A 21645-nucleotide genomic window follows, 5' to 3' on the forward strand; every position below is an offset into this window, starting at 1 on the left:
ATTTTAAGGAATAGGCACCGATCGCAGCAACTGCTCCACAATCGGCTTCGCTCGACGCCCACCTGCCGGAATCAGACGATGGGCAAGCACATAAGGTGCTAGGAACTTCACATCATCTGGAATCACATAGTCTCGACCTTCCAAGAAAGCCAATGCCTGAGCCGTTCGCTGCAAAGCAACAGTACCACGAGGACTCACCCCCAATGTCACGTCTTCCGAGGAGCGTGTCGCTCGGACTAAGTTAACAATATATTGTTGCAACGACTTATCCATTTTCATTTGATGGCAAAGACGGCGTAACTCCAGAACATCTTCTGCGGAGATACAGGTGCCCAGTTCCGAAACCCTCATCCCCTCCTGATGCCGTTCCAGCATCTGGAGTTCTTCATCTTCCGTAGGATAGCCTAAGCTCAAAGACAGCATGAAGCGATCCATTTGGGCTTCTGGCAAAGGGAAAGTTCCTTGATACTCAATCGGGTTTTGGGTGGCAATCACAAAAAACGGCTTGGGTACAGGACGCGAAACACCATCCACCGTTACCTGTTGCTCCTCCATCACCTCTAATAAGGCGGACTGGGTGCGGGGGGTCGCCCGATTAATTTCATCCGCCAGCAGCACATTAGCAAACACGGGGCCAGGGAGAAATTCAAACTCTCCACTGCGCTGATTCCAAATATTGGTTCCCGTAATATCAGTGGGCAGAAGGTCGGGTGTACATTGAATCCGCTGAAACCGTCCCGCGATGGAACGAGCTAGGGATTTAGCCAGAAGTGTTTTCCCAACCCCAGGAACATCTTCTAACAAGGCATGACCGCCCGCTAGTAGCGCCACCAGTACCAGTCGAATAGCCTGTGCTTTGCCGACAATGGTATGACCCAGATTTTCTGTTAGCTGCTCAATCTGTTGTCTCATGACAGGTAGATACCCCCCACAGCCCTATTTTCCTTTTTCAACACAGCCTCAGCTTCTAGTCCCGACACCCTAACACGGCTCTTGCGGCCTCACAGTCTACCTGAATTTGCCGCTTGAGGTCTTCTAGGGACGCAAATTTTTGTTCAGGTCGCAAAAACTGCTCCAAACTTACCGTTAAGGTCTGACCATACAGATCTCCTGACCAATCTAACAGGTGAACCTCGACGGTTACACCAATGCCACTGACCGTGGGGCGGTGCCCAATATTCATGACAGCGCAGGGGGACGAGGCAAGGGAGGGCAAGGTAGGGTGATGAACTCGCACACAATAAACGCCATGCTTGGGCAAAAACTTTTCCGGAGGGAGTTGAAGATTAGCGGTGGGAAATCCTAGCTTTCGGCCCAATTGTTGTCCTTTGACGACAACGCCCGTCAGGGTATAAGGGCGTCCCAGTCGGAGGTTGGCTTTCGAGATATCACCCTCTTGTAAAGATTGGCGAATACTTGAACTACTAATACGTTCTCCCTGACACATTTGTAGCGACACAATGCTCACCTCAACACCATAGGACGATGCGATCGCTTGCAGCTCATAGGCCGTCCCCGCACGGCGATGCCCGAAGTGAAAATCTTCTCCCACACTCACATGGGTCGCTTGCAACCGCTGGATTAAAATCTTTTCCACAAATTCTTGCGGACTCAAGGAAGCGAGTTCGCGCTCAAAGGGCAACAGAACAAGCTGTTCCACACCCAGAAGACTGAGTTGTTGAACTTTTTCTGACCTTGTGGTCAACAGTTTCCAGCTTTGACCGGAAAAAAATTCACGGGGATGAGGATTAAACGTCGCTACCGTGCTGTAAGTATGACCTTTCCCCAGCCGGATTGGGTGTTCAACATTCTCTTTATGGTTGGGTAATCTCAACCCTTCAATCCGACCTTGACCCTCTCCCAAGGGTGGCGTCATGGCAATGGATTGAGCCGCCCCAGAGGGATGCAAAATCGGTTGAATAACTTGACTGTGCCCTCGGTGAACGCCATCAAAGTTCCCTAGGGCAACAGCAGTTGGAGTTAAAACAGTAGCGAAAGACGAAGTAACCCACACGCTTTACATTTTTACACAATTAAGGGATTAGTGGCTAGTCGTTTACAAGAGGACGCACGACTGCGCCAGGATTATTGCTTAACGGCTAACCAGCAATGCAACCGACTACTATACTTTGGATAATTGACCCAAGCAATGGCTTAAAGCCCTTCAATTGTTCTGACGAGCCTCAATCCCTGCACAGGCTTTTTCCCTATCTCAAAGCGTATGACGACTCATCGCTCTGAAATAGCATTAAACAGTGAGTTTGGCTTCTTCAACCACAACGAGATTTTCTGTGGCAGTGTCCACTAAATGTAGGGTCTGACCTTCGCGGGCCATAAGGGTATTGGGAAACTGCTGAGAGGCTTGTTCTCCGACATGATCCAGAAAATCATCATTATGCAGCGGGTCATGGTGAAAAATGACCAATTTTTTCACATTGGCGGCTTTGGCAACTTTGACGGCTTCCTGCCAGGTTGAATGACCCCAACCGACTTTACTCGATGCCTTCGAGTGGTATTCTTCATCGGTGTAGGTCGCATCGTAAATCATCACATCGGCATTCCGCGCCAACTGGAGGACGTTTTTATCGAGAGTGTCTGGGAAATGTTCCGTATCTGTAATGTAAGCCGCCGAGTAACCTCGCCAGTTAACTCGGTAGCCTACAGCTTCTCCGGGATGGTTTAATAGCGCATTTTCAACCCTAATTTCCCCAATCTCAACCATCTCCCCAAGTTCTAAGTCATTGAACTTCAAATCGGCCTGCATGATTCGTATGGGAACGGGAAAATTAGGGTGAAGCATCTGATCCGTGAGACGCTTCTCAATCGTTGCCCCATTGGGTGCGGGTGCGCCATAGATATGAAAACAATTGCCTTTGATAAAAGCAGGTATAAAGAAAGGAACTCCCTGAATATGATCCCAGTGGGAGTGGGTGAAAAACATATGAGCTTCTACAGGCATTTGCGAGAGCATTGACTGCCCCAAAACTCGCAAACCCGTGCCCCCATCAAAAATTAGACGCTTACCACCCACTCGCATCTCGATGCAAGGCGTGTTGCCTCCATAGCGGACAGTCTCCGGCCCTGGACAGGCGATACTTCCTCTGACGCCCCAAAACTGAATTGTGAATAAGTTTTGCGTACTAGACATAATTTTTCCTTGCAGGCTTCTTCAGGCAGTTCATCAGTAAGTTTTACCAGGTTATTTAGGTTGTGCCGGAGCGGGAATGTCTGTTTTCGTTTATCCTCTCAAGCTCCATCTAGGTTTTAGTAAAGTTTGACGGAGTTGACAAGCCCTGTTTGGCTGAGGGTCGCCATTTGCTCGAAATGAACATTTCAAACAACTGAGCCAAGAGAAGTTTTCACCCTGATCACTGATTTCGTGACGCGTACCGCTCATAAATGCTAGTAAGCGTCAGTGGAGCCAGAACACACTCCCTCGGTCGTCTTAGCTCAGCAAGACTGATCAGCGTCTAACCTGCGAATATTAAACAACCAGCGTCTTACATTTAAGTTTTTTTTGAATTTGCTCATAGCGCAGTGTTGCAAAATTAGCTGATCCAATCAACGGAAATATCCCCCTAGGGGGGATATCTACAATCCTATTCTACGAAGGTTTCCTCTCGCAATTTTCACGCGTAATGCCAATCCTTTCGTGAAGTACACTGCTTACCAAGTAGGACTCCCGGTATACCTGCCCTTGTCAAAAGATTAACAGTTTTGACTCAACCCTGTCTTGCTCTTGATGCAACAAAACCTTGTGATTATGATCACTTTGCATAGAGAGTGTTTCGTTAGCAACCCCTCGGCTTGAATTGATTTTAGTTGATGGGTCATTCAGACTTACAAACAACCAGCAAAGAATGGCGTTCCGGTTTAGCAACATCCTTGGACTCTTAAGCCATGACAACTTCTAGTTAACCCATAGAAGCCAGATAGATTGGCGACCCTTAGAACTATCTTAAGGAGATGCGACCCATCAAATTCCAACGGGACGATCAAACGGATTCCCAGTATATGCTTATACATTTATCATAATCAACCTGTGCGGGAATGACCTACTTCGTTATTTTTTGCGACGGGCAGCGAGCTAAAATTTAAGAAATATTAATTAATACTTGAGGCTATTATGGAAGCCAACGTGGAAATCTACACTTGGAGTCGTTGCCCCTTCTGCATCCGTGCTAAGGCTTTATTAAAGCAAAAAGGTGTGAATTTCACCGAGTATTGTATCGATGGGGATGAGGTGGCACGCGCCAAAATGGCTGTGCGAGCCAATGGACGCCGCTCATTGCCGCAGATTTTCATTAAAGACCAACACATTGGCGGTTGCGATGATATTTACGATTTGGAATTTCAAGGTAAATTAGATCTCCTGTTAAAGGGAGACGCTGCCGCTAGCTGACAAACCCAATCCGCGTGACCCATTCTCCTGGGAAGTCGCACAGCTTGCTGTTCTAACTTCTCACTCGCTCTCTATCTCAATGAAAAGAGCGCTAATTGTGATGACTAAAAAGAAGGGAAGGCGTGAAGTGGATTCCTCCCAAAACATGGTAGCCTTTGCAGGGTGAGCTGAAATTCCACAAGCTACTGTCAATACTGCAAGTGCAATTGGCAGGAGGAGACAGTCCCTGGAAGAAACACCCGATGCATTTGTCCGACGAGTTAAAGGATTTCTGGCGTGAAATTTGCGTTCATCATTGACCCGCTCTCAAAGCTCGACCCCGGTCATGATACCAGTGTGGCGCTTATGGAAGCCGCACAAGAATTAGGTCACGAAGTTTGGGCCACTCAGGCTGAAAAGTTGAGTGTGGTGAATAGTCAGGCATGGGCGCTGTTGGAGGAGGTAAAACTGACGCCAGTGGAACTGGTGGAAGGGCGATGGCTGGTTAGTGAAGACTGGTACACGTCTGGAGGCGGGGTTTGGCGATCGCTACAGGAAATGGATGCGGTATTCATGCGGACAGACCCACCGGTGACGGTTCCTTATCTGTATGCTACCTACATTCTGGACTATATCAACCCTGAAAAAACGCTGGTGATTAATTCACCGTCGGGAATACGGGCGGCGAATGAAAAAATGTACGCCCTTCAGTTTAAGGACGTGATTCCAGAAACCATTGTCAGCCAAGATAAGGCAGTTATCCGCAAATTTGTTGAGGACAAAGGGGCGGCAGTTCTCAAACCCTTGGGTGGCAAAGCGGGTGAAGGAATTTTATTTCTAGAACCGGGCGATCGCAATTTTAACTCCCTGATCGAAGTCAGTACCAAACAGGGGCGTGAACCTGTGATGGTGCAAACTTACCTCCCAGAAGCCAAAGAGGGAGATAAACGAATTATCTTGCTCAATGGCGAACCCATTGGTGCCGTCAATCGCATTCCCACCGGCAACGAATTTCGCGGCAACATGGCAGTCGGCGGTAGAGTTGCAGTCACGGAGATTACCCCGCAAGAGGAGAAAATCTGCGCCACAGTTGGGCCAAAGCTACGACAGGATGGTTTATATTTTGTCGGTATTGACGTGATTGGCGGGTATCTCACCGAAGTTAATGTCACCAGTCCCACCGGCATCCGTGAAATTGATCGCCTCAATAACGTGCAGTTGGCAAAACAGGTGATTGAGTGGGTAGAGGGGGCGAAAAGGGGTAATGGATGATGGGGATGCCTTCCAGAGCCTCCCAATGCTTGTAGAAATCTCATTTTATTGTGGGGTGGGCATCCTGCCCGCGCCCTATACAGGGTCGGTGAGATGAGAAGATGACACTCAATCCGACTCTATAAACCGCCTTTATTTCGTGATTCTCTCTGGTTCTCTACTCTGCGAACTCTGCGTCTGGAGTGGTTCGTACAAAAAAGGGGTAGTCAACCCACATTTGCGATGAGATGGGCAGGCGAGACAGCTACCCCACAAGAATCAAAGCTTAGGGAACAGGAATTTACTGGACTTAATTTCACAGCGTAAATTCAGCGAACTCACTATTTTCATCCACATCAGGATTTTTGCCGACACGAGTGGGCTGAAAATTAGAACCATGAATTAATTCTTTGAATGTAATTTGTGAGTTTTGTTGGAGAATATTCAGAACACTGATGAAGTCCCGTACAACTTCACGCGGCGTTGAGAGTTTATCTGCCCCTAAACGGTTAACAACCTCTTGTTTAAATTCCTCAATTTCACGCGCCGAGAGAGCTTTCTTGATGTTGTAGTGGATAGCATGAACCTCAGCTAAGCGCTGTAAAAGCTGGGAAAGTTCTTCTGAAGTCAATGGTTCTAGTTGGATGACAGGTGCAGAAGTATCTTGCAAACCCTCCTTGAGAAAACGACTTTTGGCTAAGCGAGTCCTCCACGCTTCATCACTGTGCAGTCCCCGGCGGGAATCTTCCAAAAACTGAGGCGTTCCCCCAATGAGGATGCCAAGATGTTCTGCTTTACCCTGCATCGCATCGTTAAACATAGCTAGCAGCTTGTCATAATTGCTCTGGCGGGAAGCGGTATGAGTGATTTTGTACAAATGAATCGCTTCATCTAGCAGCACTAATAATCCTTTGTAGCCGATATCGGAAACAAACCGGGCAAACAGCTTGATGTAGTCATACCAGGTATCATCATCAATAATGACTCGCACGCCTAAGGCTGATTTGGCTTCCGTTTTGGTGGAAAATTCTCCCCGCAACCAACGTAGTGCAGCATCCTTCTTATCGTTGTTGTCCTCGCGGTAGCCTTGCCAATAGGCAATGATCACATTGGCAAAGTCAAAGCCATGCACTAAGCCTTCTAGGTTATCGACGACTTCTCGAATTTTTAGTTCAACTTGGTCGTCAAAGCCTTCATCGCCAGAACGCTTGCTGCTTTGTTGGGTAACTTGGCTAAGAATAGAGCTAATCCATTTTTCCAGAATTAGTGCGATCGCGCCACCATTCGGATTGGTTCGCGTGGCAATATTTCCCATCAATTCTCGATAGGTTGCTACCCCATGATTCTTGCTTCCGGCAAGGCGGCGTTCTGGGGATAAATCCGCATCCGCAACCACAAAACCTTGCTCCATTGCCTGGTTGCGAATCAGTTGGAGCAAAAAGCTTTTCCCTGAACCATAACGCCCGACAATAAAGCGGAAGGCGGCACCCCCTTCGCCGATATTTGCCAAATCTTGAGCAAGGGCGGTAATTTCCTTTTCTCTGCCCACCGCAATATGTTCTAAGCCCACTCTTGGTACAACACCGGCTGCCAAGGCATTAATCAGGGCAGTTGAGACTCGTTTCGGAATTTTCTGCATGATCACTCATCAAGCTACTGGCTTTCCCAATCTATCTATGTTGGCTTAAACTCGATAAAAAGGGGGTCAAGTCATGGTACAGCAACCCAGGCAGGAAAAACCGCTTTATAGCTGCGTTATTGCGATTGAGAGTGTTACAGGGAATCCGGATGAGGAACTGATGACTTTTGGTGCCTCGGCGGAGGAAGTGCAACGCCAAGCCGAGCAATTGTTGGTAAAAGACTACGGTTGCAATGACGAAATAATCCGCCAATTGATGCAGCAGGCGAAAGTTGAATCTTTATGTGCTTGGTGCTCCTCCACTGAGAATCCCACTCGCCCCAGACAGGACTAAGTTTTGGATTGAGGTGGCACAATAATTTCCCTACTAGAAGATGAAGTTGCAGGTTTATCGTTAATTGTATCGCTGATATTAAAGGGCGCAGATTGAAGAGCTAATAGGTCTTTAAAATACAGAATTATTGGCTCCTTCAAGGTAATAGAATAATCCTCATGTATTTCTGGAATTAATACAACTGAACTACTCACAAACAGAGTATCTCCAAAGATATTCAGAGCCTTTTCATTAATAGAGTCAATTAATACTTCGGGCATGGTTGACTGTTCGTCAGCAATTCTTTTTAGAGTAGCTCTGTCTTGCTCTAGAATTGCCTTCAATGCCTTTTGTTCCTGATGGCTGAGTTGTTGAATGAATTCCAACCACTCGTGCCATTCTTCAGGTAATATTTGAGAAATGACGCTATAAAAATCCAGGGTATAAATTGGAGATGGGGTGGTTTTCTGGGGTTCAAGCACTTGAATTTGAGTTTGCCAATGCTGAAACTCGGCTTCTAATTGCTGCTTGCGACTTTCTAAATTATTTAAGTCACGATCAAGTTTTTTCTGCTGCTTACGTTTTTCAGAAATTTGGCTCAGTAACTGATCGAGTTTAGCTTTACCCGCCATTAAGCTCACTTCGACTTGCTTTTGCTGTTCCTGCAAGGGTGCTAAAACTTGATTGAGTTGTTCCTGACGTTGCTGAAGAACCTGAATTTGGGTTTGTAAGTCGTAAGCTTCTCCTTCTAAATTTCGTTTTTGATTTTCTAAAGTAATTAAGTCGGGGTGTAGTTTTTCTTTTTGTTGCTTTTTATAAGAAATTTGTTTATGTAGCCGCTCAATTTCCTTCTTTAATTGATTAGTTTGAACTTCTGTTTGATTAAGCTGAAACGTTTTAGCCGAAATAGATTGCTCTAGTTCAATTTGTTGTCTTTCTAGCTGTTGAAGTTGAGTTTGTAGGGTATAAAACTCAGTCTCTTGTTGCTGTTTTTCTTTCTGAAAATCACTCAGTTCCCGATATAATTCGTTCCTTTGGATATGTAGGTCTGAAACTCGGTTGAGGAGCTGACTGCGTTCGCCTTGCAAGGCATTAATGCTAGCTTCTACTTCTTGTCTCGTCGCGGTTGCTGAAGCCAGAGATTCATAAAGTTGGTTTTCCTCTTCCAGAAGTTCTTGAATCTGGTTTTGTAGGGAGCCTCTGAGTAACTTTTCCTGATAAATTCGCCGTTTTTCAGCGATAGCCGCTCCGGCCAAAGTCCCAGGAACTGTAATGACACCCGTCAGTAGTGCTTTATTGATGTCTCGATTCACCAGCAGTCCCAGCAAAAAGCTGACACTGAAAGCAACTGAACCGAGCAGAATTCGATTGACTACCCTTATTGATTGCATCTTGCTTGTATTTGAACCCAGTCAATAGACGAACGAGGGAAATCGGTAATGGAGAAATGATCATTGATTGGAGTCTGTTTACTGACATCTTGCCCCTTTGTCAGTAAGCCTCCACACCCGCCAAGAAATTAATTTCTTGGCTTATAGCTCAAGTCCATTGAAATGGACTGAAACTCTTATCCAGTCGTATGAAGACGACTTTATCTATGAGACAGTGGTTTTAACCACAGGCGGTTGTTGCAACTGATGCAAGATCTGAGTTTACCCATTACCCATTACCCACACATTAGTTTTAGTGATGTGACTTTGAAAGAGCTAATTCGCCCTTTAGGAAGTCAATAAACTGCCGTGCCGTGCGTCCAGAACGCCCATTATGACGAGTCGCCCATTGCAAAGCACTATACTCTAATTCATTATGGCTCAGAGCAATTTTGGATTGTTCGGCTAGGTGGTGGACTATCTTCAGATAGGTGTCTTGGTTGGCTGGCTCAAAGGTGAGGGTTAAGCCAAAGCGATCGCTAAACGACAACTTCTCCTGAAGTGTATCCCAAGCATGGACTTCATCACTATCGCGGGGACGGGGTCTATCCTCAAAGAATTCCCGAATCAGATGTCGTCGATTAGAGGTAGCATAAACGACAACATTGGGCGGACGAGCGGTTACACTTCCTTCTAAAACAACTTTCAGGGCTTTAAAGGCGTCATCATCTTCCTCAAAGGAAAGGTCATCAACAAAAATAATAAATTTCTGAGGAATCGGACGCAATTGCTCTTGCAAAATTGACAAATCTTTTAGTTCAGATTTAGCGACTTCAATCAATCGCAAACCTCTTACAGCCAAACCATCGCCATTAGCTGAATCCTTATACTGATTTAACAATCCCTTGACTAACGAAGACTTGCCCGTGCCGCGACTGCCGTAGAGCAAGATGTGGAGGGCAGGGTAACCCGCGAGTAAACATTCTGTATTCTTAAGTAAAGCGGCTTTCTGCGACTCATAACCCGCCAGTTCCGTAAGCTGGATGGGATCAGGGCGAGCAATCCCTATTAACTGTCCTGACTGCCAGCGAAAGGCATGATACTGGGCGAATAGCCCTGTTCCAGATTGCTGGTAATAGGCCGCTAAAATCTCTACCGCATCTCCCCAGTCGTCTAACTGTTGCAGCTTTTCTCGAAAAGACGGCTCATGCAATGTCCCACTACTTTGGTATACCCCGCTTGGCGTCCCCACATCCCCGTCATGATGCCATGCAATGGGGGCAACCGTTGGTTTGGCGGCGACTTGCACCCAACGGCTGAGTTGTTCACTGCTACACTGGTAAAGACTTTGCAAGACCTGCAAATCCTGCCGCACGGCGGCGATCAGGGCAGGAGGCAATTTCTCAAGGGGTGTCACCTGAGCTTGCTGGCTAAACGGATTATCGTCTCGGAGAATTTGTGTGACAAGGTAATCTTGCCAGCTTTGTTGACTCGCGGCTAAAGCTCTAAACCATCTGCCGTAAGCCTGGAGACACTTGAGTCCATCAGCATCGCTGTGCAGGAAGGCTTGCAATAAATTGGAGAAAGCTTGACCCACTTCTCCACTGAGGACAGATTGATAAAGTAACAGTGACGCCGCTTGGCGTTGGAGCAGTTGAATTGAGGCAGTAGCGGGAGTAGCCATGCAGGAGCGATCGCTTCAGTCAAAACGTCATTGAATTTTAGCCTCTACCCATCCTATCGAGGATATTACCCTCCCTTCCCTCCGATATCAAACAGGGGTTATGACCCATAGTGCTAAAAATCAAGCGGGTTGCTCTAGTTAGAGAAATCTTTACACTAAGACGCTCGATCATTTAGAACAAATGAAGTTTCCTTCGCAAGTCTTGTCATCCCTCCAGAGATTAGATTACGCTCAATCAACAAGTCTTCGGAAACGCTGAGAGCAACTCATTGCTAAACCGAGTTAATTGTCAAATTACCAAAATTACGATTCATTTTGAAGGAGAACAAATGACCAGCAACATTGCCAAAAACTTCGCCGCCGTAACTGTCGCTGGTACATTGTTGAGCTTCATCGTTGCTAGCACCGCTGTAGGCGTTGCCGTCATTTTAAACGTTACAGGCGTTCATGCGACGACGCACAGCGATGTGAATTCTGTGCAACGATAGAAAACTTCGTTGTCCTTGAGGTGGTTTAAGCCGCCGTAACTAAGCCGCTGTGTTTAAGTAGAGGCTCAGTACTCGGTTCACGTCCCCGGAAGGATTGAAATACTTCCATCGGATGTAAACTCCCGCCGAGAGCCAACACAGTATCGCGGTATCGCTTGCCGGTAGTGGCGATCGCCTCCTCATTATCTAACCCCGCCTCCTCAAACGCTGCGAAGGCATCCGCACTCAAAACTTCAGCCCATTTATAACTGTAATAACCCGCCGCATAACCTCCAGCAAAGATATGGCTAAACGCGCACAAAAAGGCGTCTTCAGGTAAGGGGGGCAAAATGGTCGTTGTCTGAGCAATCCGCTTACGTACATCTCCCGGAGTTTCCTTGCCACCGGGCACATAGCGGTGATGCAGCTCTAAATCGACAAAACCAAAGTGCAGTTGTCGCAACATCACACTGCCACTTCTGTAATGCCGTGCTGCCAGTAATTTTTGATAATAATGTTCTGGCAGCGGCTCACCTGTTTCATAGTGCCTTGCCATTCCCATCAACGTAGGCCGGTCATAGCACCAATTTTCCATAAACTGGCTGGGCAGTTCCACCGCATCCCATTCCACATTATTGATACCGGCGGCACCTGGATAATCGACCTGGGTGAGCATGTGTTGCAAGCCATGACCAAATTCGTGGAACAGCGTCTCCACTTCATTAAAGGTCATCAGACTGGGCTTACCATCTACCGGGGGAGTCTGATTACAGATTAAATAGGCGACAGGTAAACGTGTGGTAGATATGCCATTATCAGGAATTTTGGCGCGACCAATGCACTCATCCATCCAAGCACCGCCCCGTTTTTCCTCAGGACGGCTGTAAGGATCTAGGTAAAAGTAAGCAATAGGAGTGTTTGTCTCGTCCGCAATTTGAAAATAATGTACATGTTTATGCCATACGGGAGCCTGCCCATCCGCTGCCGTAACAGTAACGCCAAACAGCCGCTTGACGAGGGAAAATAACCCATCGAGTACTTGGGGCAAAGGAAAGTAAGGGCGTAATTCTTCGGCACTAAAGGCAAACTTTTCTTCCCGTTGGCGTTCTGCCCAGAAGCTGATATCCCAGTGCTTCAAGTCTTTGGCTTCCTCGGCACCCTTAGACGCTGCAAACGCTTTCAACTCGTCTAAATCTTGAGCAGCCGCATCGTAACTGGCGCGACGCAATTCCTCTAGCAGTTTCTCAACCGCCTCAACATGAGGAGCCATCTTACTGGCGAGGCTCAATTCGGCATAACTATTAAAGCCCACTAACTGTGCTTTTTCCTGACGCAGTTCTAAAATCCGCTCAATCAGTGGGTTATTATCCAACTCACCCTGCGAGGCACGGCTGATAAAGGCTCTGTAGAGTTTTTCCCGTAAGTCGCGACGGGTGCTGTGTTCCATGACGGGGACATAACTGGGGTAATCTAGAGTAATCCGCCAAGGGCCATTTTCCGTTGTTGCGCTCTCCTCTCCCGCTGCACGCGCCGTTTGAGCCGCCAAACTTAATAAGCTAGGCGGTAAGCCGTCCACTTCATCTTTGTGGCTTAGAGTCAAGCTAAAGGCTTTAGTGGCATCCAGCACATGGTTCGAGAATTTGGTGGAAAGTTCTGCGAGTTCGAGTTGAATTGCATTGAAACGATCTCGCTTTTCTCCTGTCAAACCCACACCGGAGAGTTCTGCCTGTCGGATTGCCGCTTCCACAATCCGCTGCTGAGCTGGCTGTAGGCTGTTCCAAGCCTCGCCTTCACGCAAAGCTTTGTACGCTTTGTAGAGAGACTGGCTTTGGTTTAGCTTGTTGACAAACTGTACAACATTAGGCTGCACGGCTTCATAAGCCTCCCGCAGTTTGGGGCTATTCTTGACGCCCATCAAATGACCGACAATACCCCAACTCCAAGTCAGGCGTTCTGTCAAACGGTCTAGCGGTTCAACCAATCCGCTCCAAGTCGGTGTAACTCGATGCTCTAAGCTGGCTAGTTCCTCCTCTAATTGTGCCAACAGTTGCGTCATTGCAGGCACAACATGCTCTGGCTCAATCGCATCAAAAGGAGGTAACCCTTTTCCAATTAATAAAGGGTTATCAGTAACAGTTGCATTAGCAATCATAACTAGTGGTTCGTTTCGGACGCTTGAAGTAAACTGCTTTAATTGTTGGGGCTATGTTAATACCTAGCAGTGATCCCTGTCTTTGGAAATGATGAAAAATTTAGTGTGATGACCATTAGGGGTAGAGACAAAGGCATCCGTTGATCTCTAGCCTAAACCCTTACACTGTTTTGCGAATGACTGCCGATACCAGTATGCTTCTACTTAATTATCTGGAAAATTTATGGCGCGGCTGGGGGGGTAACCGTAATCCTTGAGGTGTGCTAACCCCCATAAAATCGAGTGTGGTTGCTCAACGGCGCTGGAGCAGAGACGAAAAGCGCTCTTTGATACTGGTAACCGTTGTTTGAATTAAGTTAGCCGTTGTGGGTGTAGGACGAACCGCCACCTGAATAGGCTCATCCTTAAATTCCTTGAGTCGATGACCGTACTCTAAGTTGTTTTGGTGCTTACGCAGTTTCGGGAACAGGCGGAAAACCCCCTTGAGCAACTCCTGTTCTTGCTCAAACACGGCTTGGTTGATTTGATTACTCCGGTTCACAGCTATTGAACCGGCTGGCAACCACTGTTGCTGACCTTTAATCCGTACATAAATATTAAATTCTGGCACCCCGGACTTTTTCATCTCGTCGTATTTCCGTGCTGCCGCCACCCGTTTGGCCTTACTTTTCTGGGCCGTCTTTTGCTTCGGCTGAACTTTCCCGAATCCAATTTGGGTCGTCACAACGATTACTCCCTTACTTCCTTAACAAAAGTTTACACTATTTTCATATAACTTTTGCAGGATGCCCCCAATAGCTGGTCAATCTCAGCATCGTTGGATGGAGTTCAGATTGGGTTTAGTCGTTTTGGGGAATCAAATTTTAGAATCTTGCTTCATCGATTAATCCCTAGAGAAATAAAGTTTTTTGCCCTAGGGCTAAACCCAGTCGATACATGCTCTCCTCTGCAATTGAACCCCTACAATTAAAAAACAAGGTGGATTGCGGTAGCGGTATGACCCAATTACAGGCTGAGCCGAGAAGGCAATCCCAGAGCAATTAACATTTTTTAACAGGTTAGCTGAGTGGAAACCAATGTAGGGGACGGCTAAAGCGATGCATAAGCTTTCAGAAACTGTATATTCGAGTTTATTTTGGTTAATTTCTGGGCTACTAGTTTGGCTGGTAATTCTACCTGTAGCATTAATGGGTTTACCGCTAATCATTGTGGGAAAAGTAGCAAGACAGGTTCTTTTTCAAATCCCTCAGTCCAATTTAGTCAACGAAAAAAGCCGCTCACCGATTCATCCTGAAAGCATACCGAATAAGGGTGTTCAGCCAATTTTGACAACATTCTTGCTAAAAACTCTCATTGAACTACCTGCGTTCTTAGCAGCCGTTTTGTCTTTACAACCCAAACGATTCCTAAAAGGTGAGCAGGTACAATCTCACCCACTTGAGATAAAATCCGCCAATTTACCAGGCGAACCCTCAACAGGAGTGATTGAAGTACCTACTGAAGGAAAAACAACGGGAACTTAGCGATCGCAAATTTATTCCTCCTCAGGCTTCCGCTTAAGTAAGCTGTTGTGCATTTAAGAGAGGGACTGAGGCTTCAGCCTTTTTATTGTGGGATGGACATCCTGCTCGTCCAAGCTAAGCCATGTTTTATCCCGATTAGCTTATACCCAACTTCCTCTAAGCAGAAACTTATTTTCACTTAACCATTTTTCCGGCAATATTTAACGGGTTCGCCTTTAATATCTCATGAATGCAACCGCAAGAACTCACTGATCTAGGGAGAATAGCGTAAGCTCAATAAACCGTAATTCGATATACACACATCACAGACTAAAAATGTCAACCGCCGCCCAGTTTAGAGTTGGCATAAGTGATTCTGTGTTTTAGCTTTATTTTGAGCCACTCATCAGGAAAATCGCGATGAGCTTTACCAACTCCCTCACTCAATGAATAAAATATTAAGAGAAGAATTGGTAAACCGAGGGAATCTCTATGCTCAAAAGCGTGGTTGTAGCCTTGGTAAGTTTGGGGTTAGTGATACTAACGACTTTAGCGCTAGCTCCAGCGGACGCGGCTACGAGTAATTCAGAGACTTATATATGGAGCTTTGCCTCCTTAGATAGCAATCAACTCGTTTGTAAACAGGTGGTGATGCATCCAGAACGAGCATTACAGCGCCGCTCTTCCCAAGAGCAAGTTGTACAGATGACCTCTATATCTAGAATGGTGAGCGATCGCTATTGTGCTAACTCCGCAAAGCCTTATGTAGCAGGCAGATGAGCGAATAGGGATAGGGGTGGGAAGTCAATTCCTATCCCCTCAAATTCTGCAAAAAGTGCCCAACTAGATAAAGAGAACCGCACAACACAATTAAACGTTTCGATGTCTCCGTGGGGTTAGAGGTTGCCGCCTCTAACCCTTTCTCTAAATCGGGATAGGTACGGCAATCAGCGAGTTGTGGACAAATACTTCGAGCTAAAACAGCTAGGGCATTGGGGTCGGCTGAGCTATGGTCAGGGACGGGTACGAGGTACAATTGGTCAGTCGCTCGCAGCAGAGCGTCGAAGATATCCGCGTGATCTTTCGTCGAGAGGATGCCCATCACCCAAGTGATTGGCATGTTGAGAGTATCGACATACTGACGGAGAGCTTGGGCGGCGGCTGGATTGTGTGCACCGTCGATTAGGAGGCGATGATGGTGCCACGTTGTCCACTGAAGGCGTCCTAGCCATTGGGTTTTAGCCATACCATTTTGGATGGCTGCGTCAGTAATTTTCCAACCCTGTGAACGGAGAATTTGCACAGTTGCGATCGCAATTGCCGAATTACTCAGTTGAATGTCCCCTAGTAAGGGCAAGGGGTATTTAATCCCCTCATATTCTGCCCACCTTTGTTGCCACCCTCCCTGAGTAACGCTACCGCAGATAGACAAGTCTTTCTCGCCCCCTAAATCTCCCAATTTCAAAGGACTTTGAGATTCTGATTCCCTCGAAAGTTGGGGGGGTAATTCCACGGCAGGTTTTACCCAAACGGTAGGACAATCCAACTCTTTGATTCGCCCTTCTACGACTGCCTTGGCTTCTGGAGGAAGTTGTCCAATTACCGCCGGACATCCCGGCTTGAGGATACCCGCTTTCTCTCTGGCGATGTCTGCTAAAGTAGGGCCAAGATTTTGCCAATGTTCCCGACTCAGAGACGTGATCATACTCACTAATGGAGAGTCGCAGACATTCGTGGCATCCAACCTTCCTCCCAATCCCACTTCGATCACAGCGATATCAACCCGCTGCTGGGCAAAATACAACCAAGCGGCAGCCGTAATCGCCTCAAACTGAGTGGGTGAATCTTCACTATCTTGGGGAATTGCCGCTTTCACTTGCAGCAGTAATTCTGCCAACGACGCAATGGAAATTGGCTGTTCGTTCAAACAAATTCGCTCATTCCAATCGACTAAATGTGGCGATGTGTAGCGTCCGACGCGATAACCTGCCTCGGTTAGTACAGCAGAGAGATAGGCACAGACGGAACCTTTGCCATTAGTTCCCGCCACATGCAGGATGGGGACGCGCTGGTGGGGGTTGCCTAAATCTGCTAAGAGTCGTTGAATTCGCTCTAAGCCGAGATGAACACCAAAGCGCTGGAAGGGTTTGAGGAGAGAATCGATGTCCATAGTAGTTAGTGGGAAAGTCGCTTTGGGCACACTAGGCATAGTACGACTAGCGACGATTCTCAGTAAAGCCTCAACTGGCTACTTGGGACGAATCCAAGGACGTGACAGGAGCGATCGCTTTTACTGCCTGCGCGACTGAAACTAACTAAGCTAGAACATAGCTAGTGCAGAGCTCTAACTGACTGGCAGACATCTAACTGACTGGCTATGAGTACCCTAGTTGTTATTAATACAGCATTTCCGCTCCCCGCCCCCGACATCGAAGCCCTGATCGAAGGGCGAATGATCGTTGTGTTACCTCGGATATTCATCAATCCTGGGCGGCAATTTGCTCTCTACCCCACGGATACCTCTGTTAACGGACTACCGACGGAGCAGTATTATCGATCAAATTTTTTACCGACAGTTGAAAGGTCTCTCGCTGAACTCGATGCTGAGACTGTTTTGATTAAAGCCTGGGCAAGGTGTGAATTTTGTCAAGTGATCGATGAGACGGAAACGCTGGATATTTTGTCCCAGCTATCCGTATGGACGAAGCAAGCTTTGCTGCAAACTCGTGCCCAACGAGGGAATCTGTTTCTCGCCTTCTTGAGAGTTCACCGACTCCCTCAACCCGTAGAAATCCCTGTTCAGCCAAGCCCCCGCTTCTTCTCTCTGCCGCAACCCTTGACGGTGACTGACGCGACGCCCGTGTTAGGTGATATCTTCTTTGAACAGCGTTGTCGCCAACTGATCGAACCCAAGTCCTCATTACATCCTGAATTGGAGGTGTTGCAGGGGGCAATTGCGCCACTCTCCGATCATAATCTCGCCGCTAAAGAACTCGATTACGAGACGAGAACCTTACTCGGTTGGAGTGGTTACAAGTCTACGGGGTCTATTCCTCCCACACTAGTCTGGATTCAAACCATCGCCAAAGTCGGTCATTCCAGCGATCGCGATCAGTTTGAAAGCTTAGTGCGTAAAAGCTTAGTAGAACTGGGATTTACGAACTCTAATCCGAATCCTAAAACAAGTCTTAATGCTGAGGCAATGGGCGAAGCAGAGGGTTTAGATTTTTATTGTGACGCTCCCTATCCAGTGGTGGGAGAGTTTCAGGCTAGGCAACCGCAGAACATGCCGAATAGTGTCTCTGACCAACGGCTCAATCTTGGTTATACACATCTCGGTAAATCACATTTTAACGATTCAGTCAAGATAATTTTTGCGGCTGACCCTTTAACCCCAGCCGCTCACAAGGCCGCCGTTAAGAACAACATGAATGTTATTCGTCCCGAAACTTGGCAAAGGTTAGTTGAATTGAAAGCACAGCACCAAGGCTCGATCAACTTGCTAGAACTCAAACCTTGTTTGCAGCAAGCGCCCTTTGGTGAGGAGGCCGATGCTAAAGTGAACCACTATATTGACAAGGTACAACAAGACATTAAAGTGCGATCGCGTCTGGTTGAACTGGTCAAAAATTATCTGCACAACGCAGGGCTGAGAGATACCACTGTTGAGGCGATCCATGGACTGTATACAACGTCACAGCCGCCTCACCCCTTGACTCTAGAGGAGATGCACGACATTCTGATTGAGCTTTCCTCACCGTTAACGGGTTACTTAGGACGAATTAAAGGCAAAGATTGGAAAAGCGATCGCTTCTACTTCCTGCGGGAATTAAAGCTTGATCGAGAATTGGCTTGATATAAGGCGATTTTTTGACAAATTTGCCTATTAGAATCAAAAAGTCAGTTTTATGCAGCCAATCGCTCCTTATCAGGGATGCCTTCTCGGCTTAGCCATCGGCGATGCGGTGGGGGCATCTCTAGAGTTCAAGCGACCCGGCACTTTTACACCCATTAACGATAGGGTAGGGGGTGGCTCTTTTGGGCGGCAACCAGGGCAGTGGACGGACACCTCAATGGCATTGTGCTTAGCGGAAAGCCTGATTGAGCCTTCGCCAATGCTCAGTGAGATACCAGTCAGAACCCTTAAGGAGTGTTTCGTTAAAAAATTTAACAATTATTAAAGCAATCCAGATCTTGGATTTTTAGCACATTCCTTTATAGTGGAATAAAGAAATCAATATTCCGGATAAAACAAACCTATAAAACAGTACCCAAGGTAAAAACCGGATACAGTCTCAAGCAGAACAACAGTCCGATACCTCTAGTATCTCAATAAAACCAATCCGGAGTACTGATCAATCAATTACTTCAATAGCTTTTGTTGTCCCAAAAAGAGGAGAGGGATAGCAGTAAAAGTTAGCTATTAACAGCTACCCGCAACTGACGTAAATCCCTGTGATTGCGTTCGTGTAGCAGCGCTTTAGTGATCGCAACGTTAGGAGCGTCGGCGTAGTTTAGTCCAGTCGGGCGGAGAGCTCTAGTAGCTTTTTAGTCCAAAATTCACTTTTGTTAAGCACTTGTTTGGGGTTAGTTAAAAATGGCAAAAAGTCAAGTCTCTCAACCGATCAACACCAATGATGAGCAATCCCTATATTCTGAGAATTTGATGCTTTACACTGAACTATCCTCAACTGAAACCGAGAAACTAAACGAGGGTCATGTCCTGCGTTTTCCTGAATCTGAGTTTGAGATCAAATATACCTCGACAGAAGAACCAGGAATGCTAACGGCAAGCAACAGCGAAGAATCATTCTCTCCAGCATTACGCCAAACTCAACGGGCGGAAAATAATGTTGTTGTATCCCAGTACAGGGCACCCCGGGTAAGGCGGTGTGGTGGACTGAGTGATTTTTAGGAGTCAACAAACCGATGCGCTTAGCTTTGCGGGTAGCGTAAGCGATCGCGTCCTTCTAGACTATAAACAACTGAGTTTTTACAGCAAAGAAAGTTTGTAGAACCCCTCCCTCTGCCCCCTCTCCGTTAACGGGGACGGGGTAAATTTTTGCTTTTATATCCTACTCAGGGTTGATTAGTATTATCATTCTTTAACGAAACTTAGGATTATCCCTCAAATTTAGCCAGAAGTAAGGAGGCCGACCCAAAATTTAAATCGACCTTTTGTTATGCTCGCATCAGTGCCAGAGCCGTGCGAGAGGCATTAGTCAAGGAATTGGGGTATGACCAGGCGCAATTGCCATCTCGTCAAACAATGGGCGAAATTCTCATTCGCTTGGGGTATCGCCTAAGAAAACACAAAAGACTAAACCCTTGAAAAAAATCCCGGAAACTGATGCCATTTTTGAGAATGTGTTCCAGGCGAATCAGGCATCCGATAACAATCCGAAATCATTGCGAGTCTCGATTGATAGCTTTCGCCAAAGTGAAGATTGGTAACCTGTCACGGGGCGGCAAGGCACGCACTCTAGAACCCATAGTTGCTGATGACCATGATACCGAAGCGAATTGGTATTATTTCAGTAATTGCAGGAACTAGTTGAGCCAATCTCAAATCCCCCAGTAGTTCCCCCTGTAAGCCGGCTAGAGGTTTTTGCCTAATCCATACTGGGTGGTGCCAGCAACCGTTATGACGGAGGACACATTTGGAGCTAGAAACAGTACTAGAATATACTACAGACGCGATAACCGCACTGGATCAAGAGTGGAACTACACCTATGTCAATCACAGTGCAGAACTGTTGTTACGGCGTAAGCAGACAGACTTGCTTGGTCGTTCTCTGTGGGAGACTTTTCCAGAACTGATAAATACTCCGGCGGAAGCGCGATTGCGATACGCAGCGGAAAACTCTATTCCAGTTAAATTTGAGCAATTCCTCCCAGGTCTTTATGGTTGGCATGAAGTCCGGGCTGTCCCGACTAAAAACGGACTAATACTTTTCAGTCGGGACATATCGGATCGCATCCGAGCGCTCCGTGATGAAGCTGTTCGCGTTGAAATCCGCAATATTTTTGAGCAAGCGCCCATCGCTATTGCTATCATGCGAGGGCGGGAGCATCGGTTCGAGATGCAAAATATAAGGTTCCAAGAGTTGATCTCACGGCGTAATGTTGAGGGACTAACAGTGCGAAATGCCTTTCCAGAACTAGAAGGACAAGCGTTTTTCGAGTTGCTGGATCAGGTGTATACCAGTGGGAAACCGTATGAAGGTAAGGAGATGCTCGCCCACTATGACCGAACCGGAACTGGAGTAATGTACGAAGGCTGGTTCAATATCACTTATCAGCCCCTGTTCGAGACGAATGGCGAAGTATCGGGAATTTTGAGTTTGAACGTTGAGGTTACCGAACAAGTTCGTGAGCGACAGCGCATTGAAAGGATTGCAGCAGAACGTGACGCTATTGTGCAACAACTCGTTGAGGGAGTAATCATTACAGATGTCGAGGGTCGCATCACCTTTGTAAATGAGGCGGCATCTCGGATGCATGGAGTCGCCAGGTTGGATGTCCCTCCCCAAGAATATGCCCAGACCTATCACCTCTATATGGAGGACGGCAGTCCCTACCCTTCTTGTGAGCTTCCCCTTGCCCGCGCTGTGCATAGGAATGAAATTGTTACTAAGGCACGCTGGCGCATCCGTCGCACAGACGGTACAGAGGTTCTTGTGGAGGGCAATGCTCGACCGATCTATAATGAGCAGAGCAAAAAAATTGCCGCAGTACTTACTATCCGAGAGCTAGAAGTCGGATATTGGAGTTCTGTCTAGAGTCTAACCGCTGACGGGGTGACAAGCAAGCTGATGGCTTGGGAAATTGCTCTTTCTACCCGATTGATCGACAAAAAGATGAGGGCTTATTGACAGCATTATTA

19 protein-coding genes and 1 pseudogene are annotated in these 21645 nt (G+C 47.0%); 11 read left to right on the forward strand and 9 right to left on the reverse strand.

Translation table 11 applies throughout. The features are described 5' to 3' along the window. Nucleotides 1–3 precede the first annotated feature (3 nt). The 3 genes from NDI48_18540 to NDI48_18550 all read right to left on the reverse strand — a co-directional run bounded on the left by NDI48_18540 (nt 4) and on the right by NDI48_18550 (nt 3148). Complete coding sequence (locus tag NDI48_18540; protein ID MEP0833172.1) at nt 4–912, reverse strand: MoxR family ATPase; 909 nt, start codon at nt 910–912, stop codon at nt 4–6. Between the two features lie 55 nt (nt 913–967). Further along, nucleotides 968–2014: a bifunctional riboflavin kinase/FAD synthetase gene (locus NDI48_18545; GenBank protein ID MEP0833173.1), complete on the reverse strand. Its 1047-nt coding sequence runs from the start codon at nt 2012–2014 to the stop codon at nt 968–970. 234 nt (nt 2015–2248) lie between these two features. Next, complete coding sequence (locus NDI48_18550) at nt 2249–3148, reverse strand: MBL fold metallo-hydrolase (protein ID MEP0833174.1); 900 nt, start codon at nt 3146–3148, stop codon at nt 2249–2251. A gap of 978 nt (nt 3149–4126) precedes the next feature. On the opposite strand from NDI48_18550, the gene grxC reads away from it, so the two are divergent. Together grxC and gshB are read left to right on the forward strand one after the other, a co-directional pair. Next, nucleotides 4127–4402 carry a glutaredoxin 3 gene (gene grxC / locus NDI48_18555; protein MEP0833175.1) on the forward strand — a complete coding sequence of 92 codons (276 nt, stop codon included), beginning with the start codon at nt 4127–4129 and terminating at the stop codon, nt 4400–4402. 276 nt (nt 4403–4678) lie between these two features. After that, nucleotides 4679–5653: a glutathione synthase gene (gene gshB, locus NDI48_18560; GenBank protein MEP0833176.1), complete on the forward strand. Its 975-nt coding sequence runs from the start codon at nt 4679–4681 to the stop codon at nt 5651–5653. A 295-nt stretch (nt 5654–5948) separates the two neighbouring features. On the opposite strand, the gene NDI48_18565 is transcribed toward gshB, so the two are convergent. Next, nucleotides 5949–7271, reverse strand: a complete 1323-nt coding sequence (locus NDI48_18565; GenBank protein ID MEP0833177.1) for an ATP-binding protein — start codon at nt 7269–7271, stop codon at nt 5949–5951. 73 nt (nt 7272–7344) lie between these two features. Between NDI48_18565 and NDI48_18570 the strand changes: the two genes are divergently transcribed. Next, nucleotides 7345–7605 carry a hypothetical protein gene (locus NDI48_18570; GenBank protein ID MEP0833178.1) on the forward strand — a complete coding sequence of 87 codons (261 nt, stop codon included), beginning with the start codon at nt 7345–7347 and terminating at the stop codon, nt 7603–7605. Here NDI48_18570 and NDI48_18575 read toward each other — a convergent pair. Beyond that, nucleotides 7602–8975 (reverse strand): hypothetical protein, encoded by a 1374-nt coding sequence (locus tag NDI48_18575; GenBank protein ID MEP0833179.1) that lies wholly within the window; start codon nt 8973–8975, stop codon nt 7602–7604. The genes NDI48_18570 and NDI48_18575 overlap by 4 nt on opposite strands. A 292-nt stretch (nt 8976–9267) precedes the next feature. Beyond that, nucleotides 9268–10638 carry an ATP-binding protein gene (locus NDI48_18580; GenBank protein ID MEP0833180.1) on the reverse strand — a complete coding sequence of 457 codons (1371 nt, stop codon included), beginning with the start codon at nt 10636–10638 and terminating at the stop codon, nt 9268–9270. A gap of 329 nt (nt 10639–10967) precedes the next feature. On the opposite strand from NDI48_18580, the gene NDI48_18585 reads away from it, so the two are divergent. Next, nucleotides 10968–11126: a hypothetical protein gene (locus NDI48_18585; GenBank protein ID MEP0833181.1), complete on the forward strand. Its 159-nt coding sequence runs from the start codon at nt 10968–10970 to the stop codon at nt 11124–11126. Nucleotides 11127–11151: 25 nt separating this feature from the next. Here NDI48_18585 and NDI48_18590 read toward each other — a convergent pair whose 3' ends face one another. Together NDI48_18590 and NDI48_18595 are read right to left on the reverse strand one after the other, a co-directional pair. Beyond that, complete coding sequence (locus tag NDI48_18590) at nt 11152–13257, reverse strand: M3 family metallopeptidase (GenBank protein MEP0833182.1); 2106 nt, start codon at nt 13255–13257, stop codon at nt 11152–11154. 292 nt (nt 13258–13549) lie between these two features. Continuing rightward, a complete protein-coding gene (locus tag NDI48_18595) occupies nt 13550–13981 on the reverse strand; it encodes a DUF6523 family protein (GenBank protein MEP0833183.1) in 432 nt (143 codons plus the stop codon). 373 nt (nt 13982–14354) lie between these two features. On the opposite strand from NDI48_18595, the gene NDI48_18600 reads away from it, so the two are divergent. Continuing rightward, a complete protein-coding gene (locus tag NDI48_18600; GenBank protein ID MEP0833184.1) occupies nt 14355–14780 on the forward strand; it encodes a hypothetical protein in 426 nt (141 codons plus the stop codon). A gap of 471 nt (nt 14781–15251) precedes the next feature. Beyond that, nucleotides 15252–15539 carry a hypothetical protein gene (locus NDI48_18605; protein MEP0833185.1) on the forward strand — a complete coding sequence of 96 codons (288 nt, stop codon included), beginning with the start codon at nt 15252–15254 and terminating at the stop codon, nt 15537–15539. 31 nt (nt 15540–15570) lie between these two features. On the opposite strand, the gene NDI48_18610 is transcribed toward NDI48_18605, so the two are convergent. After that, nucleotides 15571–16929, reverse strand: a complete 1359-nt coding sequence (locus NDI48_18610; protein ID MEP0833186.1) for a bifunctional folylpolyglutamate synthase/dihydrofolate synthase — start codon at nt 16927–16929, stop codon at nt 15571–15573. Between NDI48_18610 and NDI48_18615 the strand changes: the two genes are divergently transcribed. The 5 genes and pseudogenes from NDI48_18615 (at nt 16922) to NDI48_18635 (ending at nt 21541) form a co-directional block, all read left to right on the forward strand. Further along, entirely contained in the window at nt 16922–17068 is a 147-nt protein-coding gene (locus tag NDI48_18615) for a hypothetical protein (GenBank protein ID MEP0833187.1), read from the forward strand. The two genes, NDI48_18610 and NDI48_18615, sit on opposite strands and share 8 nt — an antisense overlap. A gap of 68 nt (nt 17069–17136) precedes the next feature. Next, the gene (locus NDI48_18620; GenBank protein ID MEP0833188.1) at nt 17137–18615 is read left to right on the forward strand and encodes a DUF1802 family protein; all 1479 of its coding nucleotides are present in this window, start codon (nt 17137–17139) and stop codon (nt 18613–18615) included. A 52-nt stretch (nt 18616–18667) separates the two neighbouring features. Further along, nucleotides 18668–18865, forward strand: a pseudogene (locus tag NDI48_18625) (ADP-ribosylglycohydrolase family protein). Nucleotides 18866–19356: 491 nt separating this feature from the next. After that, nucleotides 19357–19674 (forward strand): hypothetical protein, encoded by a 318-nt coding sequence (locus NDI48_18630; protein ID MEP0833189.1) that lies wholly within the window; start codon nt 19357–19359, stop codon nt 19672–19674. 745 nt (nt 19675–20419) lie between these two features. Further along, the gene (locus NDI48_18635; GenBank protein MEP0833190.1) at nt 20420–21541 is read left to right on the forward strand and encodes a PAS domain-containing protein; all 1122 of its coding nucleotides are present in this window, start codon (nt 20420–20422) and stop codon (nt 21539–21541) included. Nucleotides 21542–21645: the final 104 nt, after the last annotated feature.

Origin of the sequence: Microcoleus sp. AS-A8 (assembly GCA_039962225.1) — a bacterium.
Lineage (GTDB): Bacteria > Cyanobacteriota > Cyanobacteriia > Cyanobacteriales > Coleofasciculaceae > Allocoleopsis.